This window comes from Vibrio sp. Sgm 5, assembly GCF_026241575.1.
GTDB lineage: Bacteria > Pseudomonadota > Gammaproteobacteria > Enterobacterales > Vibrionaceae > Vibrio > Vibrio jasicida.
This window is the reverse complement of the sequence record NZ_JAPHPY010000004.1, coordinates 49,502-69,942: the sequence shown is the minus strand read 5'-3', so window position 1 is coordinate 69,942 and position 20,441 is coordinate 49,502. Positions and strand designations below refer to the sequence as shown.

Here is a 20,441-nt window from a genome sequence, read left to right as displayed (position 1 = left end):
GAGGCTAAATACAATGAGTAAAGAAATTTTAGCGGTAGCAGAAGCGGTATCGAATGAAAAAGCGGTACCTCGTGAGCGTATCTTTGAAGCTCTTGAGATTGCTCTAGCAACTTCTACTAAGAAAAAGTACGAGATCGAAATCGACGTACGTGTTGCTATTGACCGTAAAACGGGCGAATTCGAAACATTTCGTCGTTGGTTGATCGTAGAAGATGTTGAAAATCCAACAAAAGAAATCTCACTAGAAGCTGCACAGTATGAAGATCCAGAACTTCAACTAGGCGACTTTGTTGAAGATGATATCCCTTCAGTTACTTTTGACCGTATTACGACACAAACGGCTAAGCAAGTTATCGTACAGAAAGTACGTGAAGCTGAGCGTGCACAAATCGTTGAACAGTTCATTGACAACGAAGGTGACCTTATCACTGGCGTTGTTAAGAAAGTAAACCGTGAAACTGTCGTAATGGACCTTGGTAACAACGCTGAAGCGGTAATCCTACGTGATGACCAACTTCCTCGTGAAAACTTCCGTCCAGGTGACCGTGTTCGTGGTCTTCTGTACAAAGTAGCTCCAGAAGCTCGTGGTTTCCAACTGTTCATCACGCGTTCTAAGCCTGAAATGCTGGCAGAACTATTCCGTGTTGAAGTGCCTGAGATCGCTGAAGAGATCATCGAGCTTAAAGGTGCGGCACGTGATCCTGGTTCTCGCGCTAAGATCGCGGTTAAAACAAACGATAAACGCATTGACCCTGTGGGCGCTTGTGTTGGTATGCGTGGTGCACGTGTACAAGCAGTATCTGGCGAACTTGGTGGTGAGCGTATCGATATCGTTCTTTGGGATGATAACCCAGCACAGTTTGTTATCAACGCAATGGCGCCAGCTGACGTAGCATCAATCATTGTTGATGAAGATGCACACTCAATGGACATCGCAGTTGAAGCAGATAACCTAGCTCAAGCTATCGGTCGTGCAGGTCAGAACGTTCGTCTAGCGTCTCAACTAACTGGTTGGGAACTGAATGTAATGACTGTTGCAGATCTTCAGAAAAAACACGCTGAAGAATCTCAAGCATCAATCGAGAACTTCATGAAGTACCTAGACATTGAAGAAGACTTCGCTCAACTGCTTGTTGAAGAAGGTTTCTCAACGCTAGAAGAAATCGCATACGTACCAGTTAACGAACTGCTTGACGTAGACGGTCTTAACGAAGAACTTGTTGAAGAGCTACGTAGCCGTGCTAAAGACGCACTAACCACTATCGCACTAGCACAAGAAGAGTCATTTGAAGGTCTTGAGCCGGCTGAAGACCTACTAGGTCTTGAAGGTCTAGAGCGTGAAATGGCGTTCAAACTAGCAGCGAAAGGTGTTGCAACACTAGAAGATCTAGCCGACCAAGGTATCGACGATTTAGAAGGTATTGAAGGCCTGACAGAAGAACGCGCAGGTGAGCTTATCATGGCTGCACGTAACATCTGTTGGTTCGGCGAAGAAGCATAATATCAGCAAGGAGGAAGCGGCATGACACAATTAACAGTTAAAGCTCTGAGTGAAGAGATTGGTACTCCAGTCGACCGCTTAATGGAACAACTTGCTGACGCTGGCATGAACAAAGCGAGTTCTGACCATGTATCGGATGAAGAGAAGCAAAAGCTTCTCTCTCACCTGAAGAAAGAGCACGGCGATACGTCGGGCGAATCTGAACCTACTAGACTGACGCTTCAGCGTAAGACTCGCAGCACACTAAGTGTTGCAGCAGGTGGCGGCAAAAGTAAGGATGTTCAAGTAGAAGTGCGTAAGAAGCGCACGTATGTGAAGCGCAGCACTATCGAAGACGATGCAAAACGTGAGGCTGAGGAAGCAGCAAAGCGTGAAGCTGAAGAGCTTGCGAAGCGTGAGGCAGAAGAACAAGCCAAACGTGAAGCTGCAGAGAAAGCACAGCGCGAAGCCGAAGAGAAAGTGAAACGTGAAGCGGATGCAAAACGTGACGCTGAAGAAAAGGCAAAACGCGCACAAGCTGAAAAGGCTAAGAAAGACATGAATGCAAAAAATGCGGATGTTAATACGCAAGCGAAGAAAGAAGCTGACGAGCTAAAGCGTCGTCAGGAAGAAGAAGCCCAACGTAAAGCTGAGCAAGAAGCAGCTAAGCTTGTTGAAGAAGCTCGTAAACTTGCAGAAGAAAACGAAGCTCGTTGGTCTGAAGAAGAGTCTAAGAAGAAAGAACTTGAAAACTCTGACTACCACGTAACCACTTCTACGTACGCTCGTGAAGCTGAAGATGCAGCTGACCGTAAAGAAGAAGGCGGTGCTCGTCGTAAGAAGAAGAAACCAGCTAGAGAAGAGCAGTCACGTGGTGGTCGTAACCAACGTGGTGGTAAGGGCCGTAACAAAGGCAAACTTGCTAAGCCAACTTCAATGCAACACGGTTTCGATAAGTCTGCGACTGTAGCAAAACAAGACGTAGTAATTGGCGAAACAATCGTTCTTTCTGAACTTGCTAACAAGATGTCGGTTAAAGCGACAGAAGTTATCAAAGTGATGATGAAGATGGGCGCTATGGCGACTATCAACCAAGTGATCGACCAAGAAACAGCACAACTTGTTGCTGAAGAAATGGGTCACAAGGTCGTTCTTCGTAAAGAGAACGAACTGGAAGAAGCAGTACTATCTGATCGCGACACTAACGCAGAAGCAGTACCTCGCGCTCCAGTTGTAACTATCATGGGTCACGTTGACCACGGTAAAACGTCAACACTTGACTACATCCGTCGTACACACGTTGCTTCAGGCGAAGCGGGTGGTATCACACAGCACATCGGTGCTTACCACGTTGAAACTGACAACGGTATGATCACGTTCCTTGATACTCCTGGACACGCAGCGTTTACTGCAATGCGTGCTCGTGGTGCTCAAGCGACAGATATCGTTGTTCTTGTTGTAGCAGCAGACGATGGCGTAATGCCACAAACAGTTGAAGCGATTCAGCACGCGAAAGCGGCTGGTGTTCCTCTGATTGTTGCTGTGAACAAGATCGATAAAGAAGACGCGAACCCAGATAACGTTAAGAATGAGCTAGCTCAATACGACGTAATCCCTGAGGAGTGGGGCGGTGAGAACATGTTTGTTCACATCTCTGCTAAACAGGGTACAAATATCGATGGTCTTCTAGAAGCTATCCTTCTTCAGTCTGAAGTTCTTGAACTTACGGCTGTAGCTGAAGGCATGGCGTCTGGTGTTGTTGTTGAATCTCGCCTAGATAAAGGTCGTGGTCCAGTTGCAACCGTACTTGTTCAATCAGGTACGCTAAACAAAGGCGATATCGTTCTTTGTGGCCAAGAATACGGTCGTGTTCGTGCAATGCGTGACGAACTAGGTCAAGAAATCACTCAAGCTGGTCCATCTATCCCTGTAGAGATCCTAGGTCTTTCAGGCGTACCATCTTCAGGTGATGAAGCAACAGTAGTACGTGACGAGCGTAAAGCACGTGAAGTAGCAAACTACCGTGCTGGTAAGTTCCGTGAAGTGAAACTTGCTCGTCAGCAGAAATCTAAACTAGAGAACATGTTCTCTAATATGACTGCTGGTGAAGTTGCTGAACTAAACGTAGTACTAAAAGCAGACGTACAAGGTTCTGTAGAAGCGATTGCAGACTCACTACTGAAACTGTCTACTGACGAAGTGAAAGTGAACATCGTTGGTTCTGGTGTTGGTGGTATTACTGAAACTGATGCAGTACTTGCAGAAGCTTCTAACGCAATCATCCTTGGCTTTAACGTTCGTGCTGATGCTTCTGCTCGTCGTGCGATTGAAGCAGCAAGCGTTGATCTACGTTACTACTCAATCATTTACCAATTGATTGACGAAGTTAAACAAGCAATGGGCGGTATGCTTGCTCCAGAATTCAAGCAAGAAATCATTGGTCTTGCTGAAGTACGTGACGTATTTAAGTCACCGAAACTGGGTGCAATCGCTGGTTGTATGGTTACTGAAGGTCTGATTAAGCGTAACAACCCAATCCGCGTTCTACGCGACAACGTTGTTATCTACGAAGGTGAGCTAGAATCACTTCGTCGCTTTAAAGATGACGTTCAAGAAGTTAAGAATGGCTACGAGTGTGGTATCGGCGTTAAGAACTACAACGACGTTCGCGTTGGCGACCAGATCGAAGTATTCGAAATCGTTGAAATCAAACGTACTCTAGACTAATTGACTAAAATTACTAAACGTCTGAAAGACAAATAGTAATTGGTTGTTGAATACACCATGGGGGGCTGGCTTGACCATCCCCCCATTCTTTCTATTTAAGAGAATGAATATGTCAAAAGAATTTAGCCGCACGCAGCGCGTATCACAGCAGCTGCAAAAAGAACTTGCGATGATCCTTCAACGTGAAGTTCGTGACTCTCGCCTAGGCATGGTTACGATTTCTGATGTAGAAGTATCACGCGATCTTGCTTACGCAAAAGTATTCGTTACTTTCCTATGTGTGGGTGAGCAAACGCCAGAATCATGCCTAGCAGCACTACGTGAGCACGAAGTGCACATCCGTATGATGCTTGGTAAGCGTATTCGCCTACGTCTAACGCCTGAAATCCGTTTCTACTACGACAACACACTAGTAGAAGGTATGCGTATGTCGAACCTAGTGTCTGAAGTTGTGAGCGAAGATAAACGTAAACAGCAAGATTCAGGTCGCGAAGAAGATCAGGCAGGGGAAGAGTAATGGCTCGTCGTCGTAAAGGTCGTCCAATTAATGGCGTTATCTTGTTGGACAAACCAACAGGTATTTCTTCAAATGATGCACTGCAAAAAGTAAAACGTATTTTCTTTGCTGAAAAAGCAGGTCATACGGGTGCATTGGACCCACTAGCGACGGGCATGTTGCCAATCTGCTTAGGCGAAGCAACTAAGTTCTCTCAGTTCTTGTTGGATTCAGACAAGCGCTACCGCGTAATCGCAAAGTTGGGTGAGCGTACTGATACGTCTGACTCTGATGGCGAAGTGGTAGAGACGCGTCCAGTTGACGTGAACCTTGAGAAGTTAGAAGCGTGCATCGACACGTTCCGTGGTGAATCAGACCAAGTACCTTCAATGTTCTCTGCATTGAAGTACCAAGGTAAACCATTGTATGAGTACGCGCGTAAAGGTATCGAAGTACCACGTGAGTCTCGTAAGATCATGGTATACGAAATTGTGCTTCACCGTTTTGAAGGCGATGAAGTTGAGATGGAAGTACATTGTTCTAAAGGCACGTACATCCGTACTATCGTTGATGATCTTGGTGAAATGCTTGGTTGTGGTGCGCACGTGACGATGCTGCGTCGTACGGGTGTTGCTAAGTACCCATATGAGAAAATGGTGACGTTAGAGCAGTTAAACGAACTTCTGGAGCAAGCTCATCGCGATGAAGTTGCGCCAAAAGAGCTGCTTGATCCGTTATTGCTACCAATGGATACTGCGGTTGAAGATTTACCAGAAGTAAACCTCAATGCAGAGCTTACCAATCTTGTTCAGCATGGTATGCCTGTACAGGTGTTCGGCGCACCTGCTGGTACGCCACTTCGCATGACTTCAGGTGAAGAGAAACTTTTCATCGGAGTCGCTGAACTAAACGATGACGGAAAAGTGGCACCAAAGCGTTTAGTGGTTTTCCGTGACGAAGCATAAGCTCACCAATGAATTGAAAATACCGGCGAAATCGCCGGTATTTTTGTATTGCGCGGATAAGGAAACTTCCCTATAATTCGCGCTTCGCGTAGCGGCTGAATCAGAGATTGGCTGCTACAACTTTAAACTTACTCTTATTAGGAGAGAATTATGTCTCTGAATGCAGAAACTAAAGCAGCAATCGTTGCAGAATACGCACAAGGCGAAGGCGACACTGGTTCACCAGAAGTTCAAGTAGCTCTACTTACAGCTTCTATCAACCACCTACAAGGTCACTTCAAAGCACACAAAGGCGATCACCACAGCCGTCGTGGTCTTCTACGTATGGTTTCTCGTCGTCGTAAGCTTCTAGATTACCTAAAAGGTAAAAATCTAGCTCGCTACCAAGACCTAATCAAGCGTCTAGGCCTACGTCGCTAATAAGCGACTGCATAGCAGTTTGTCTAAAAGGGGCTTTATGCCCCTTTTTTGTTGCCCGTTACTTATTTTGGCTGCTATAACTTAGCCAAATCAAACTTATGCCGTTATACTACACGCGGCTAAATCTCGTTTTGAGATTTTCACTAAGCTCATCGTATTACAGTCAACCAAGTCGACCAAAAGGTCGCGACTATTAAAAGTGTACTTCAGTCTGACTCAGTCCATTTTTACTAGTCGCGATTCGTAATACCTTGAGTGTCAATTAACACACTCTGAGGCGCCTTTATTCGTAAAGAACGCTCGGAAACAAGGAATAACAATGTTCGAAAAACCAGTTGTTAAAACGTTCCAGTACGGTAACCACACAGTTACTCTAGAAACTGGCGTTATCGCACGTCAAGCTACGGCTGCAGTAATGGTTACAATGGACGATACAGCAGTATTCGTTTCAGTTGTAGGTAAGAAAGAAGCGGTTGCAGGCCAAGATTTCTTCCCACTAACAGTAAACTACCAAGAGCGTACTTACGCGGCAGGTAAAATCCCTGGTGGTTTCTTCAAGCGTGAAGGCCGTCCTTCTGAAGGCGAAACGCTAACAGCTCGTCTAATTGACCGCCCAATTCGTCCACTATTCCCTGATGCATTCAAAAACGAAGTTCAGGTTATCGCGACAGTAATGTCTGTAAACCCAGACGTTCAGCCAGATATCGTAACAATGATCGGTACTTCTGCTGCGCTTGCTATCTCTGGTATCCCGTTCAACGGTCCTATCGGTGCTGCGCGTGTTGGTCACGTTGATGGCCAACTTGTTCTAAACCCAAGCAACACAGAGCTAGATGCATCTAAGCTAGACCTAGTGGTTGCAGGTACAGAATCTGCGGTACTAATGGTTGAGTCAGAAGCAGACAACCTAACTGAAGAAGAAATGCTAGCTGCGGTTGTTTACGGTCACGACCAACAACAAGTTGTTATCAACGCGATTAACGAATTCAAAGCTGAAGTTGCTACTCCTGCTTGGGATTGGGTTGCTCCTGAAGAGAACACTGCGCTTAACAACAAGATTGCTGAGCTAGCAGAAGCGAAACTTGTTGAAGCTTACCAAATCACAGAAAAGATGGCTCGTTACGACCGCATTCACGAAATCGCGGCAGAAGTAAACGAAGTGCTACTTGCTGAAGATCCAGAAGCGAACACAAAAGAAATCCACACTATCTTCCACGATCTAGAGAAGACAGTTGTACGTCGTAGCATCATCGCTGGTAACCCACGTATCGATGGTCGTGAGAAAGACATGGTTCGTGCGCTAGACGTACGTACTGGCGTTCTTCCACGTACTCACGGTAGCGCGCTATTCACTCGTGGTGAAACTCAGGCGATCGTTACAGCGACTCTAGGTACACAACGTGACGCTCAAATCATTGATGAGCTAACTGGTGAGCGTAAAGATCACTTCCTACTACACTACAACTTCCCTCCATACTGTGTAGGTGAAACAGGTTTTGTAGGTTCTCCAAAGCGTCGTGAAATCGGCCACGGTAAACTGGCTAAGCGTGGTATCGCTGCAGTAATGCCATCTGTAGATGAGTTCCCATACACAGTACGTGTAGTATCAGAAATCACAGAATCTAACGGTTCTTCATCAATGGCTTCTGTATGTGGTACTTCTCTTGCTCTTATGGATGCAGGTGTGCCAATCAAGTCTTCTGTTGCGGGTATCGCAATGGGTCTTGTTAAAGAAGGTGACGATTTCGTTGTTCTTTCTGACATCCTTGGTGACGAAGACCACCTAGGCGACATGGACTTTAAAGTAGCAGGTACTCAATCTGGTATCACTGCACTTCAAATGGACATCAAGATCGAAGGTATCACTAAAGAGATCATGCAAATTGCGCTTAACCAAGCTCAAGGTGCACGTAAGCACATCCTATCTGTAATGGATGAAGCAATCTCTGGTGCTCGTGAAGACATCTCTGAATTTGCTCCTCGCATTCATACAATGAAGATCAGCTCAGAGAAGATCAAAGACGTTATCGGTAAAGGTGGTGCAGTTATCCGTGCTCTAACGGAAGAAACTGGTACAACTATCGAAATCGAAGACGACGGTACTATCAAGATTGCAGCAACTGAAGGTGCTGCAGCGAAAGAAGCTATCCGCCGTATCGAAGAGATCACTGCTGAAGTTGAAGTAGGCCGTATCTACACTGGTAAAGTAGCTCGTCTAGCAGACTTTGGTGCATTCGTTACTATCCTTCCAGGTAAAGATGGTCTAGTACATATCTCACAAATCGCTGAGAAGCGTGTTGAGAAAGTGTCTGACTACCTAGCTGAAGGTCAAGAAGTTCAAGTTAAAGTTCTTGAAATCGACCGTCAAGGCCGTGTACGTCTAAGCATGAAAGAAGCAGTAGAGAAGCCAGCAGAAGAGGCGTCTGACGCATCTGAAGCTAAAGGTGAGTAATCTTAGTTTCGACTTTTGGTCTTTTATTAGCTTAAGAGCCTGAAAGCATGCTATAAAAGGGGAGCATTTTCGCTCCCCTTTTTTTTGGTTTGTTTCGAAGTATTTACCCTCAAATGAGGTTAACTATCCTATAGTGCATAAAAGAGAAACAGACCCAGAGCGGTCCAAACAGGAGTACTAATTAGTGAAATGGTTTCAAACCGCAAGTTTATGTGTTGCTATCGCGCTGACCGGTTGTGCTAATACATCTCAACAATCATCGGAGAAATGGATCTATCCACCGATGGCAGTTCCTCTGCAGCCGAGTGTTCAACAAGAGGTTCAGATCGCGCGTCTGTCTCAGCTTTTACAACGCCCTGACCTAAGTGATGAAGTGCGCGCAAAAATGCATTACGAACGTGGTAACTACTACGACAGTGTTGGTCTTCGTGATCTTGCTCGTTTGGACTTCAACCAGTCTCTACAATTAAACCCTGCTCAACCTGATATATTTAACTTACTTGGGGTGTACTTTACCCAGGTAGGTGAGTTTGATGCGGCTTATGAAGCCTTTGACTCAACGTTAGAATTAGCACCAGAAAACTCTTACGCAGAACGTAATCGAGCCATTGCGTTGTACTACGGCGGTCGAATTGATCTTGCTTTAGAGGACATGACTAAGCACTACGAAGAGATGCCTAGTGACCCATTCCGTGCATTATGGTTATACATCATAGAAGCAGAGCAAAACCCCGAGCAAGCGAAAGCGAACTTAGAAAAACGCTACCAACGTGATCGCAGCGAAGAGTGGGGATGGGTGCTTGTTGCCATTATGCTTCGTGATGTGTCAGATGATGCCGCACTTAAAGCTATTATGGATGGCACGCGTGAAAATTACCGCCTTGCGGAGCGCCTGACAGAAACCTACTTTTATTTAGGTAAGCGCTATCAACTGGAAGGGGATGTGGCTGATGCCATTGCCTTGTATAAATTGGCGATTTCTTTCAATGTGTATGAGTATGTTGAGCATCGTTACTCTTTCCTAGAGTTGGCTCAAATATACGATAGGCTACAACAAGAACAGCTGGCTAAGCTCAAAGCCGAGCAACAAAAAGAAGAAGCAAAATGACAGAAGGCCGCTCACTTAGAGCGGCTTTTTTGTGCTTGAAGATTTTGAACCTCTTCACTAAAATAGTTAGCCTTGCTAACTAAATGGATTGTACTCAATGGCATTAGAAAAAAGCTTGATTGATTTGGAACGTTTTTGTGCAAAAGCGTGGCGTGTTTATGCCAAGGAAGATCCGCTTTCTCATTTGAGCTTTAACGAGTTTGATTATCTACGAGTGATCCAGCTTTACCCAGAGGGAGTTCGAATTACGGACCTTGCTGAGGATCTTCAGGTGACAAAACCTTCCGCTTCTAACATGGTGGTTCGTTTGGAGAAAAAAGGATTAGTACAACGCATTGCTTGTAATGAAGATGCACGTTCAAAGCGTGTTCTTTTAACGGAAGAAGTCATTCAAGAAATGTCGTTAGAGCAAGTGGTTTACAAGGATATTTCTGAACAACTCGTGCGTAAACTTGATAAACAAGAAGCACAGCAACTGAAAGCGCTACTGGATAAAGCGCTCGGAAACTAAACATACATTTTATTCTTTTATCTATTTAGTTAGCCTTGCTAACTATTGGTGGTAGTCATGCAAAACTCTATATATAAACAGTTTTGGAAATACACAATTCCGACCGTTGCAGCCATGTTGGTCAACGGCTTATATCAAGTCGTAGATGGCATTTTTATCGGTCGTTATGTAGGGGCTGATGGATTAGCCGGGATCAATGTAGCCTGGCCGATCATTGGCTCGATACTTGGTATTGGTATGATGGTAGGCGTAGGTACGGGTGCACTCGCCTCTATCAAACAAGGTGAAAAAGACAGTGAAGGTGCTAAACGTATTCTTTCAACTGGTCTTTTGCTTTTAGTTGCTTTGATGCCTGTCGTAGCAACAACTTTGTTCTTCTTCGCTGATGACTTTATTGGTTGGCAAGGGGCTGAAGGGCGAGTATACGAACTTGGTTTGCAGTACCTGCACATCTTAAGCGTGGCGTGTGTGTTCTCGTTAGGTTCAATCGCAGTGCCGTTTTTGCTGCGTAACGATGATAGCCCGAACTTAGCCACCATCTTGATGGTGATTGGTGCCGTGATCAATATCGTGCTTGATTACCTGTTTATTGCTTGGCTTGGTTGGGAGCTTGAGGGCGCAGCTATTGCGACTGCGTTAGCACAGATGGTGGTCACCATTCTTGGTGTGGGATACTTCTTTACTTCCAGAGCCAACATGCGTTTGTCTTTCAGTGACTTGAAGATGCAGTTTGATGTTATCCCTAAAATTGTCATGATCGGCACATCAAGCTTCTTCATGTACGCATACGGCTCAATGATGGTCGCGCTGCACAACGCGCTGTTTGCTCAGTATGGTAGCGCTCTGTTAATTGGTGCTTACGCCATCTTGGGTTATATCGTTACGGTCTACTACTTGATCGCGGAAGGCATCGCTAATGGTATGCAGCCTTTAGTAAGCTATAACCATGGCGCACGCAACCAAGACAATATTCGTAAGCTGTTGAAGGTCGCAATGGGCACGTCAGTGCTCGGTGGTGTCGCGTTTGTTATTTTGATGAACATCTTCCCGTATGAGTTTGTCTCGGTGTTCAACAATGCCGATCAAAACCTGATTGATGCGACAGTAGTCGGCATTCGCCTCCATATGTTTGCATTGTTCTTGGATGGTTTCTTAGTGGTTGCTGCGGCGTACTACCAATCGGTGAACAAAGGCAGCAAAGCCATGTTTGTGACCATTGGCAACATGGTTATCCAATTACCGTTCTTGTTTATTATGCCCAAGCTATTTGGTGTAACTGGTATTTGGATTGCATTCCCACTGTCTAACATTGCTTTGAGCTTAGTGGTGATGAGTATGTTGTGGCGTGATATTAAGAAGTTAATGAATGAGAGTACTGTAGAGCCGAGTGTTCAAGTTTCTTAATCGAAAAACGCAAACGAAAAAGCGAGGTTAACACCTCGCTTTTTTATTGGCTTGAAAACCCTGAGAAGGGCTTAGATGTTCTTCACTTCTAAGCCAGCAAGCTGATGCCAATAACCGTTACATTGGCGGTCTTGGATCTTGCCTGGGTTAGTGCCTTTCTCGTTTGAACGGAATTGGTCTAGTTCAGAGAAGGTACTGATACCGAGTGGGCTTAGACGAACCACATCAACCAAACCTTCCATGCTCGGGAGATCATTGACCAAGTTGTAGCAGTAACCCGATTGAGTCTGAATGCCATTTAGGTTGAAGACTTCTTGACCTTCTTGGCTGCTGACTTGGATACCTGTTGGGTACTTAATACAGCAAGTTTCGCAGTCGTCTTTGGCTTTGTTTTCTGCACGAGCGGTAAAGCAGCGTGCCGAGTAAGCCAGTGGCAGGTAACCATGGCTGAAAACTTCCACTTCAAACTTATTGCGAATACCCAGCTCGTCACATTGAACCAGCGTGTTGCTGAGCCACTCACGCGATAGCTCTACTGGCATACACCAGCGGGTCATGCCTTGTTTTAGGAACAAGTTAAGCGTGTGGGCGTTGTATGTATTAACCGCTGGGCCTACTACGAAAGGCACTTTGTGTTCAGAAGCCAGTTGAACCGCAGATACGTCGTTAGCTTCAATCGTGAAGTCACCGTTGTCGATGTACTTTTTCATGATGTTGACTTCACTTGGCGCTTCTAATAGTGCCATCGTTGAAAGCACCACTTGTTTACCAGATGTAGACAGTTCTTTCGCAATATCAAACCAGTGCGCAGGTTTCATCTCTCGACGTTTTGAACACACGGTTTCACCTAGATAGATGATGTCCGCAGAACTTGATTTTGCTTGCTCATAAAACGCTTCAATATCTTGCTTTGGCCAGAAGTACAACAGCGGACCAAGTGCGTATTTCATTGAGTTATCCATCTTAACCTCTACTGCCATTTACGGTGGTAAGCACCAAGTGTGGTTTGCGTACCTTCCGATACGTTTGCCAACGCTGCATCCCAAGCCGCTTCTACTTGGTAAGCCTCTGGGTTTGCTTGGTAACGATCAATCGCTGCACGCCATGTGCGCGTTACTTGTTCTACGTACGCAGGGCTACGTTGGCGGCCTTCAATTTTTACTGAAGCCACATTTGCCGCAAACAGCTCAGGTATCATAGAAAGGGTGTTTAAACTGGTTGGCTCTTCCAGTGCGTGGTAGCGTTTCTTCTCGCCTTCAATTTCAGCGTCGAAACGACCTTTACACAAGGTTGGGTAGCCCGCGTTTTCACCGGCGCTGTAGCGATCGATCAGGATGTCGTTAAGACGAGATTCCAGACCGTTTTCTGTTTCTTGCCAGCGAACGTATTTCGCTGGAGAACACGCACCCACGGTGTTTGGTGACTCGCCGGTCATGTAAGACGACAAGTAACAACGACCTTCTGACATGATGCACAAACTACCAAAAGCAAAGACTTCCAGCTCGACATCGCTGGTGATGTTGCGAGAAAGCTGTTTTACCTGATGGATAGACAATACGCGAGGCAGTACAACGCGCTTCACGTTGAAGTTTTGTTTGTAGAAATCAACAGCCGCAACGTTGGTCGCTGAGGCTTGCACAGATAAGTGCAATTCTAGTTCAGGGTATTTGCGAGCAGCGTATTCCAGAACCGCAATGTCAGCGACAATCAAAGCATCAACACCAAGAGCCGCTGCGTTATCGACGGCATTTGTCCAGCGATCAAAGCCATTTGGATGGGCAAAGGTGTTGAGCGCAACGTGGATCTTTTTGTTGCGGTCATGAACGTATTGCACCGCTTTTTCTAGCTTTTTGCCGTTAAAGTTAAGACCAGCAAAGTGACGAGCGTTGGTGTCGTCTTTAAAGCCGATATAGACGGCGTCTGCACCGCAATCAATCGCGGTTTTTAGCGCAGGCAAGTTACCCGCAGGACACAAGAGTTCCATATGCTCACAATTTTAGAGAATAAAAAGGTGCCCGCATTTTATGAAGAATTATGAATAGCGAAATTGACCTAAGTTAGGTTTAGCTCAATAAAGTTGAGATTTACCCCTTGAGAGTAAGGGGTAACACTCAGATTTTGTTGCAGTTGAGATCAGTTCTTATGACGGCGGTTTTGCGCAAACAACTCTTCCACCTCGTGTTTAGGTTGAGGACGGTAAAAATGGAAGCCCTGAATCGAGTTACATTGCAGGTTCGATAGCAGTGTTGCTTGTTGGTGGGTTTCCACACCTTCGGCGACCACGGTCAAATCCAATGATTTACCAAGGTTGATGATGTTCTCAATCACTGTTACTTGTTTCGGGAGCGTATCGATGTCGTTGATAAACGCGCGGTCGATTTTTAGTTCATCGATAGGGAAGCGAGCTAAGTAGGAAAGGGAAGAGTAACCCGTACCGAAGTCATCAATAGACAATGCGAAACCCAGCTTCTTGATCGCATTAAGCATTTGCAGCGTGTGTTCGCTGTCGCTCATTACCGCACTTTCTGTTAGCTCGAAGGTAATGCAGCTTGGGTCAAGTTCGGTAGTACGCAGTAGCTTCTCCATGTAGTCGATCAGCTGTGGGTTCCCAAACTGTTCTGGAGAGAGGTTGATCGCCACGCGTCCCGGTAGAATACCTTGCAGTTTCCAGCGTTTTACTGTGTTAAACACATCACGCATGACCACGCGACCAAGGTGTTCAATCAAGCCTGCACGCTCAGCGACAGGGATAAATGCGCCCGGGCTAATGTAACCTTCAACCGGATGCTTCCAACGTACTAACGCTTCGGCTCCGTTAATGCTGAAGTCGCGGGCGTTAACTTTCGGTTGGTACCAGACTTCCAAGCCGTTTTGCTGCAACGCTTTTTGTAGCTCGATCTCTAACCACAAACGCATCCGCGCTTCTTTGTTCATCTGATCGTTAAATTTAATCAAGCGGTTACGACCACGGTCCTTTGCTTCGTACATCGCGGTATCAGCGTTTTGTAGCAGAATGCGCGCGTCTTGCCCGTCTTCTGGGTAACGCACACTACCAATAGAACACGCAAGGCGCTTACTGAAATGGTGCAGATCGAAAGGTTGGTTAATCAGAGAAATAATGCGCTCAGATAAAATCTCCGCCATGCGAGTGTTTTCAGGCTCAGGCAGGATGATGCCAAACTCGTCGCCGCCTAAATGGCCAATAATTGCTTGGTTTGGCAAAGAACGCTTTAGACGAGCGGAAACCTCTTGAATCACTTTATCACCGATGTGATGGCCAAGTGAGTCATTGATATTCTTAAAGTTATCGATGTCGAGGTAGAAAACCAGCAACGGCGTCTGGCTCTTAATCAGTTGCTCTAATCGTTTAGTAAAGCCGAAGCGATTGTACAACTTGGTCAGCGAATCAATGTGCGCGTCTTCATTGGTGGCAGAAGAGAGTAGTTTTGGCGCATCATCAGCGTCTTGGATCAATATGATTTGGGACTCGCTACCAAGAATTGCCGTAGTATCCGCATGCAATTGGACTTTACGTTCAAATCCACAACGTGCGCTGGTTAAACAAACAAAGGGCTTTTCTGATAACAGCGTGCTGATGCGATGGGTGAAAACCTTTTTGCTGTTTTCATCAATGAACAAGCGAGTCAGCTCTTCACCCAGTAATTCGTGGGGAGAGTTTAACCCCAGTAAGCGAGCTGAAGCAGGGTTTGCAGAGATGATAATGTCATCTTCAACAAGCAATAAACCGTCAGGTAAGAGCTGGGTGAGCTTGGCAAACTTGCTTTCAGATTCTTCTAAAGAGCGAACCAGAATTTGTTTTTCTGATGTATCGACGGCATGAAAAACCACAAAACGGATTTCGTTTTCTTCGTGAATCGGAGAAAGACTGAAGTGCAAACTGGTTTCGAGATCGGTTTCGTCGAGTGTGATTTCTGCTTCGACATGCTCGCCTTTGAAGGCACGCTGATAGTAGGGCGCGAGCTTTTTGTAGAACTGCTCTCCCAATACCTGACTGTCGTTAAGGCCGATGATTTCATCATGACCTAAGCCTGCAATGTCACAATAGCGATCACTTACCATTCGATAATTGTGTTTCTTATCAAGAATGGCAAAAAAGAAAGGGCTATTTGAGGTTAGCGTTGCAAACCAATGTTGTAATTGCTGGGAAGGCATTAAGGTGTTACCGATCTCCAATGAGCCTGATTATTCGTCCGTGTAATAAAAACGCTATTTTGATAACTATAACTTTGAACATACCGTTATTAAAGCGTTTATCCACGACTTAGCGTCAATAATACACGTAAGGTCAAAAAAACGACGCTAAGGTTGGTAAAACTGCCTACTTCTAAAACAAACAGTTTTATTGATACATAACAGGTACTGGTATTACTCTATTGCGTAATATAAACGACCTTATGACAAAGTAACGGATAATTAGCGTGTTAAACAAGATTCGCAGTCAACTAGTAAAGAACGCAGCATCAATTTTGCGATCTCCAGTCCAGTTATTGCCACAAACTGTTCAGAAAAAAGCCTTGTTAGAAGGCCTAAAAATGGTGTTCAAAGAAGCCCTAGAAGATGGCGATTTTGAGTTCCTTGAAGACAAGTGGCTAAAAGTTGCGATTAAAGACTTGAACTTAGCATGGTATATCAGCTACCAAGATGAAAAGTTAGTGGTAGCAGAGAAACCGGTTCAGGAAGATGTGAGTTTTAGTGGTAACCTTAACGACCTAGTACTTATTGCTGGTCGTAAAGAAGACCCTGACACGCTGTTCTTCCAACGTCGTCTTTCTATTGAAGGTGACACCGAGCTTGGCTTGGAAGTGAAAAACCTGATGGACAGTGTCGACTTAGAGCAGTTACCAAAAGCAATGCAGGTTGCACTGAACCAACTGGCTGACTTTGTTCAAAAAGGCGTTCAAGCACCAGCACAAGAAACCGGAGTAGCGAATGCTTATTCGAACTGAAGCCCCTGCGGACATTCTGACCATTGACCGCCTATTGAAACATGCTTTCCCCACTGAGGCGGAAGCCAATCTAGTGATGCGCCTGCGTGAAAACGGCAAGCTCACTTTGTCGTTGGTAGCATGTACAGATGAAGGTGAAGTCATTGGTCACGCATTGTTTAGTCCTGTGACGCTAAACGGTGAAGATTTGTCTTGGCAAGGGCTTGCACCACTGGCGGTACATGAAGACTACCGTCGTCAAGGTATTGCAGCTGAAATGATTAAAGAAGGTTTCGATTCTTTACGTGATTTTGGTTACCCAGTCTGTGTGGTATTAGGTGAGCCTGAATACTACGCTCGTCAAGGTTTTGAAGCTGGTGAAGAGATGGGTTTTGACTGTGCATGGGAAGTTCCACAAGGTGCATTCCGTGTCGCTGAATTAGTAGAAGGCCAGTGTGATGGTCGTTCAGGTCGTATTGATTACTCACCAGAGTTTTCTGAGTTGTAGTTTGCCGTCTATCTACTCGACTTAGAGAAACAAAGCCCGCATTAAAAAGCGGGCTTTGTTGTCGATGCGCAAAGAGAAAACGTGGATTAATCTTGCTCTTGGATACGTTTTTTGCCCCAAACCTCGATTTTGGCTTTTTTGCTCATACCTGCGGCATTCAGAGTCATGTTACCCCAGCTTTTGTATTCCATATCCAGACGCTTAAATTTAGCATCTTCAGAGCCTGGTAGAGTCCATGCGCGCGTCGACATGCCCTTGGTTAAAGTGCCGACCATGGTCTTGAGTTTTTTTTCACTGCCATCAGTCATGGTCACTTTCATGTTCTTGATGCTCATGGTGCCTTGAGTACACTTGATTTTAATCTTGCTGAATTTACGATTTTTGAAAAGACCATTTGGCTCAACCGTATCAGTTTCCGTTTGGAAGTTTACGGTTTTTTCAGCGATCAGCTCCCAACCATCGTTGCTATCCTTAGCAAAAGTAGTAAAGCTGGTGGTCGCGATGAGCAATGTGATTGCGAATGATTGGAAAAGCTTCATAACACCTCTGACTTTAAATGCGAAATTTTGGTAGGATTGCCTCGTTCAAATAGGTGACAAAAGATGTCAATTAACGAGAAACAATATTTACATGAAATGGGGATCAGCACATGGGAGCTGACTCACCCAGAAAGATTGGAAGGCTATCAGTCGCCATTATTGGATTTGCAAAGTTCTTGTAAACTCCTATTGGTATCGCCAATGTGTCCTGAAAACGAGACAGCTTTGATGTTTGAGCGTGTATTGAAGAGCATTAAACTCTCGCTCGACGATGCGCTGTATTTAGAACCGAGCCGAGTATCTTCTTTAGGCGAGCACGAGTTGGAGTGGGTATGGTTTGCTGGGTGTGAAGTAGATGCAAGCGTTAATGCAAAACAACTGACTTCCCCACTACTGAAAGATATTGATGGCAACAACGAACAACGTCGCGCCTTGTGGCAGCAGATCTGTTCGTATTCGTAACGGAGCAAAAGCGTGACGATTCAAATTACGCCGATGGAAGCTAAACACTCAGATCAAGTTTGGCAAATTGAGCAGCAAGCACATTCTCACCCTTGGGCTGAATCACTGGTTCGAGATTTATCGAGTCGAGGTGCTTGTCATCATGTGATGACGGAAGATCATCAAGTATTGGGTTACTTTTATGCGCAGAATATTGTGGGTGAAGTGACCTTACTCAATATCGCGATAGCACCGCACCAACAAGGAAAAGGCTTAGGTCAGAAGCTTTTGGATGCTTTCCTTGAATACTGTGAACAAGCAAAAGCAGAGAGCGCTTGGTTGGAAGTGCGTGAAAGTAACCATCCAGCTATTCATATTTATGAACAAGCGGGCTTTAATGAAGTGGATCGTCGTTACAACTATTACCCTGCTAAAACGGGCAATGGCAAAGAAGATGCCATCATTATGAGTTACTTATTTTTGATTTAGTTTTTAGTCATTACGAATTACCTCATCAACACTTATGCTATAAATGCGTATCTGACTTCGAGGCTATTGAATATGTAATAATAATTTTTTGAATTTTTTACATCTCTTTGTGTGGAGCTAGTTTTCCATTGTTGGCGCTAGGGAATGTGAGCCCTAGGGAAAGAGAGGATGAACCGAGCAAATTGAGTTCATGTCTTTCCAGTTTGCTAGCATAGCGATAATAAGCGAGAATACCGCACAATATCGAATAGTAGATATGCTTGCCCATTTTGTGAGCATGAAAGTAATTTAGAAGATTAACTAATGTCAAATCCCCTTTTTTTAGGCGAAGTTTCTAAGCGTAGAACGTTCGCTATTATTTCTCACCCGGATGCGGGTAAAACCACCATTACTGAAAAAGTACTGTTATTCGGAAACGCAATCCAAAAAGCAGGTACGGTTAAAGGTCGTGGTAACGCACAACACGCAAAATCAGACTGGATGGAAATGGAAAAGGAACGTGGTATCTCGGTAACCACGTCTGTCATGCAGTTTCCTTTCAACGATTGTCTGGTTAACCTACTTGATACTCCTGGACACGAAGACTTCTCGGAAGATACATACCGTACACTTACGGCGGTGGACTCGTGTTTGATGGTTATCGACGCAGCGAAAGGTGTCGAGGATCGTACTCGTAAGCTGATGGAAGTTACTCGTTTGCGCGACACACCAATCGTAACTTTTATGAACAAACTTGACCGTGACGTTCGTGACCCAATGGAAGTATTGGACGAGGTTGAAAACGAACTTGGCATGATGTGTGCGCCAATTACCTGGCCAATCGGCTGTGGTAAAGAGTTTAAAGGCGTTTACCATATTCACCGTGACGAAACGATTCTGTACGAATCTGGCCACGGTCATGAGATCCAAGAAGTTCGTATCATCAAAGGCCTAGATAACCCTGAGCTTGACGAGAAAGTGGGTGAAAGCTTGGCAGCAAGCGTTCGTGAAGAGCTTGAACTTGTAATGGGCGCTTGCCCTGAGTTTGACCAAGAAGCGTTCCTAACGGGTGAGTTAACGCCAGTTTACTTCGGTACAGCACTAGGTAACTTCGGTGTAGATCATATGCTAGAAGGTCTGACTGAATGGGCTCCAGCACCGAAGACTCGTCAAGCGGTTGAACGTGACGTTGAAGCGACAGAAGACAAGTTCTCAGGTTTTGTATTCAAAATTCAAGCAAACATGGATCCAAAACACCGCGACCGTATCGCATTTATGCGTATCGTTTCGGGTACTTACACACAAGGCATGAAGATGAACCACGTTCGTCTAGGCAAGCAAGTGAGTATCTCGGATGCGGTTACCTTCATGGCGGGTGACCGCTCTCGTGCAGAACACGCTTACGCGGGTGACATCATTGGTCTTCACAACCACGGTACGATTCAAATTGGTGATACGTTCACTCAAGGTGAAGCGTTGAAGTTCTCAGGTATCCCAAACTTTGCACCGGAACTGTTCCGTCGTATTCGTCTAAAAGATCCATTGAAGCAGAAGCAGCTACTAAAAGGTCTGGTTCAGCTTTCTGAAGAAGGTGCGGTACAGGTATTCCGTCCACTACAAAACAACGATTTGATCGTTGGTGCGGTTGGTGTACTTCAGTTTGACGTGGTTGTGGCTCGCTTGAAGTCAGAATACAACGTTGAGGCAATCTACGAAGGCGTTAACGTGGCAACGGCGCGTTGGGTTGAGTGTGGTGATGCGAAGAAATTGGATGAGTTCCAGCGTAAGAACCAAACTAACCTAGCGTTGGATGGTGGCGATAACCTAACGTATATCGCACCAACCATGGTTAACTTAAACCTAGCGCGTGAACGTTTCCCTGATATCGATTTCCGTGCGACTCGTGAGCACTAATCGAATCTAACTCGCTTTATATTGCGTACTAGATCATAAGCCGCCGTTAGCTATACACTTAG

18 protein-coding genes are annotated in these 20,441 nt (G+C 45.3%); 14 read left to right on the top strand and 4 right to left on the bottom strand.

Going from position 1 to position 20,441, the window contains the following annotated elements; all coding sequences use genetic code 11:
• Positions 1–13 precede the first annotated feature (13 nt).
• The 9 genes from nusA (at position 14) to vmrA (ending at position 11,563) form a co-directional block, all read left to right on the top strand.
• The gene (gene nusA / locus OQJ86_RS03565) at positions 14–1,501 is read left to right on the top strand and encodes a transcription termination factor NusA (RefSeq protein WP_038865878.1); all 1,488 of its coding nucleotides are present in this window, start codon (positions 14–16) and stop codon (positions 1,499–1,501) included.
• Positions 1,502–1,522: 21 nt separating this feature from the next.
• Complete coding sequence (infB, locus tag OQJ86_RS03560) at positions 1,523–4,207, top strand: translation initiation factor IF-2 (RefSeq protein WP_038865880.1); 2,685 nt, start codon at positions 1,523–1,525, stop codon at positions 4,205–4,207.
• A 109-nt stretch (positions 4,208–4,316) separates the two neighbouring features.
• A complete protein-coding gene (gene rbfA, locus OQJ86_RS03555) occupies positions 4,317–4,724 on the top strand; it encodes a 30S ribosome-binding factor RbfA (RefSeq protein WP_005449148.1) in 408 nt (135 codons plus the stop codon).
• Positions 4,724–5,668, top strand: coding sequence for a tRNA pseudouridine(55) synthase TruB (gene truB, locus OQJ86_RS03550; RefSeq protein WP_038865882.1), 945 nt, complete (start codon positions 4,724–4,726; stop codon positions 5,666–5,668). Before rbfA ends, truB begins: the two co-directional genes overlap by 1 nt.
• A gap of 150 nt (positions 5,669–5,818) precedes the next feature.
• On the top strand, positions 5,819–6,088 hold the full coding sequence (rpsO, locus tag OQJ86_RS03545; protein ID WP_005380094.1) for a 30S ribosomal protein S15: 270 nt from the start codon (positions 5,819–5,821) through the stop codon (positions 6,086–6,088).
• Between the two features lie 319 nt (positions 6,089–6,407).
• Positions 6,408–8,540 carry a polyribonucleotide nucleotidyltransferase gene (pnp, locus tag OQJ86_RS03540; protein WP_038865885.1) on the top strand — a complete coding sequence of 711 codons (2,133 nt, stop codon included), beginning with the start codon at positions 6,408–6,410 and terminating at the stop codon, positions 8,538–8,540.
• Positions 8,541–8,724: 184 nt separating this feature from the next.
• Entirely contained in the window at positions 8,725–9,648 is a 924-nt protein-coding gene (gene nlpI / locus OQJ86_RS03535; protein WP_038878965.1) for a lipoprotein NlpI, read from the top strand.
• A 97-nt stretch (positions 9,649–9,745) separates the two neighbouring features.
• Positions 9,746–10,159, top strand: a complete 414-nt coding sequence (locus OQJ86_RS03530) for a MarR family winged helix-turn-helix transcriptional regulator (RefSeq protein ID WP_038865889.1) — start codon at positions 9,746–9,748, stop codon at positions 10,157–10,159.
• Positions 10,160–10,216: 57 nt separating this feature from the next.
• Entirely contained in the window at positions 10,217–11,563 is a 1,347-nt protein-coding gene (gene vmrA, locus OQJ86_RS03525; RefSeq protein WP_038865891.1) for a sodium-coupled multidrug efflux MATE transporter VmrA, read from the top strand.
• A 71-nt stretch (positions 11,564–11,634) separates the two neighbouring features.
• Here vmrA and OQJ86_RS03520 read toward each other — a convergent pair whose 3' ends face one another.
• The 3 genes from OQJ86_RS03520 to OQJ86_RS03510 form a co-directional block, all read right to left on the bottom strand.
• On the bottom strand, positions 11,635–12,513 hold the full coding sequence (locus OQJ86_RS03520; RefSeq protein ID WP_265986361.1) for a U32 family peptidase: 879 nt from the start codon (positions 12,511–12,513) through the stop codon (positions 11,635–11,637).
• A gap of 20 nt (positions 12,514–12,533) precedes the next feature.
• A complete protein-coding gene (gene ubiU, locus OQJ86_RS03515) occupies positions 12,534–13,547 on the bottom strand; it encodes a ubiquinone anaerobic biosynthesis protein UbiU (protein ID WP_038865894.1) in 1,014 nt (337 codons plus the stop codon).
• Positions 13,548–13,696: 149 nt separating this feature from the next.
• On the bottom strand, positions 13,697–15,736 hold the full coding sequence (locus OQJ86_RS03510) for an EAL domain-containing protein (RefSeq protein WP_038865896.1): 2,040 nt from the start codon (positions 15,734–15,736) through the stop codon (positions 13,697–13,699).
• A gap of 266 nt (positions 15,737–16,002) precedes the next feature.
• Between OQJ86_RS03510 and ubiT the strand changes: the two genes are divergently transcribed.
• Both ubiT and OQJ86_RS03500 read left to right on the top strand, forming a co-directional pair.
• A complete protein-coding gene (ubiT, locus tag OQJ86_RS03505) occupies positions 16,003–16,530 on the top strand; it encodes a ubiquinone anaerobic biosynthesis accessory factor UbiT (RefSeq protein WP_005431915.1) in 528 nt (175 codons plus the stop codon).
• Positions 16,514–17,017, top strand: coding sequence for a GNAT family N-acetyltransferase (locus OQJ86_RS03500; RefSeq protein WP_038865898.1), 504 nt, complete (start codon positions 16,514–16,516; stop codon positions 17,015–17,017). Before ubiT ends, OQJ86_RS03500 begins: the two co-directional genes overlap by 17 nt.
• Positions 17,018–17,103: 86 nt before the next feature.
• Here the strand turns inward: OQJ86_RS03500 and OQJ86_RS03495 are convergent, their stop codons facing one another.
• Entirely contained in the window at positions 17,104–17,556 is a 453-nt protein-coding gene (locus OQJ86_RS03495) for a hypothetical protein (protein WP_038865900.1), read from the bottom strand.
• 63 nt (positions 17,557–17,619) lie between these two features.
• Here OQJ86_RS03495 and OQJ86_RS03490 point away from each other — a divergent pair, with 63 nt between their 5' ends.
• The 3 genes from OQJ86_RS03490 (at position 17,620) to prfC (ending at position 20,379) form a co-directional block, all read left to right on the top strand.
• Complete coding sequence (locus tag OQJ86_RS03490) at positions 17,620–18,018, top strand: DNA polymerase III subunit psi (protein ID WP_039976184.1); 399 nt, start codon at positions 17,620–17,622, stop codon at positions 18,016–18,018.
• Between the two features lie 12 nt (positions 18,019–18,030).
• A complete protein-coding gene (gene rimI / locus OQJ86_RS03485) occupies positions 18,031–18,486 on the top strand; it encodes a ribosomal protein S18-alanine N-acetyltransferase (protein WP_038865902.1) in 456 nt (151 codons plus the stop codon).
• Between the two features lie 303 nt (positions 18,487–18,789).
• Positions 18,790–20,379: a peptide chain release factor 3 gene (gene prfC, locus OQJ86_RS03480; protein ID WP_038865904.1), complete on the top strand. Its 1,590-nt coding sequence runs from the start codon at positions 18,790–18,792 to the stop codon at positions 20,377–20,379.
• Positions 20,380–20,441 lie beyond the last annotated feature (62 nt).

Bases quoted from the DNA above. Each gene is read 5' to 3' on its own strand.
- rbfA (WP_005449148.1), top strand. From the start codon at position 4,317: ATGTCAAAAGAATTTAGCCGCACGCAGCGCGTATCACAGCAGCTGCAA.
- truB (WP_038865882.1), top strand. From the start codon at position 4,724: ATGGCTCGTCGTCGTAAAGGTCGTCCAATTAATGGCGTTATCTTGTTG.
- pnp (WP_038865885.1), top strand. From the start codon at position 6,408: ATGTTCGAAAAACCAGTTGTTAAAACGTTCCAGTACGGTAACCACACA.
- infB (WP_038865880.1), top strand. From the start codon at position 1,523: ATGACACAATTAACAGTTAAAGCTCTGAGTGAAGAGATTGGTACTCCA.
- ubiU (WP_038865894.1), bottom strand. From the start codon at position 13,547: ATGGAACTCTTGTGTCCTGCGGGTAACTTGCCTGCGCTAAAAACCGCG.
- OQJ86_RS03495 (WP_038865900.1), bottom strand. From the start codon at position 17,556: ATGAAGCTTTTCCAATCATTCGCAATCACATTGCTCATCGCGACCACC.
- vmrA (WP_038865891.1), top strand. From the start codon at position 10,217: ATGCAAAACTCTATATATAAACAGTTTTGGAAATACACAATTCCGACC.
- OQJ86_RS03490 (WP_039976184.1), top strand. From the start codon at position 17,620: ATGTCAATTAACGAGAAACAATATTTACATGAAATGGGGATCAGCACA.
- prfC (WP_038865904.1), top strand. From the start codon at position 18,790: ATGTCAAATCCCCTTTTTTTAGGCGAAGTTTCTAAGCGTAGAACGTTC.
- rpsO (WP_005380094.1), top strand. From the start codon at position 5,819: ATGTCTCTGAATGCAGAAACTAAAGCAGCAATCGTTGCAGAATACGCA.
- OQJ86_RS03500 (WP_038865898.1), top strand. From the start codon at position 16,514: ATGCTTATTCGAACTGAAGCCCCTGCGGACATTCTGACCATTGACCGC.
- OQJ86_RS03530 (WP_038865889.1), top strand. From the start codon at position 9,746: ATGGCATTAGAAAAAAGCTTGATTGATTTGGAACGTTTTTGTGCAAAA.
- OQJ86_RS03520 (WP_265986361.1), bottom strand. From the start codon at position 12,513: ATGAAATACGCACTTGGTCCGCTGTTGTACTTCTGGCCAAAGCAAGAT.
- OQJ86_RS03510 (WP_038865896.1), bottom strand. From the start codon at position 15,736: ATGCCTTCCCAGCAATTACAACATTGGTTTGCAACGCTAACCTCAAAT.
- nusA (WP_038865878.1), top strand. From the start codon at position 14: ATGAGTAAAGAAATTTTAGCGGTAGCAGAAGCGGTATCGAATGAAAAA.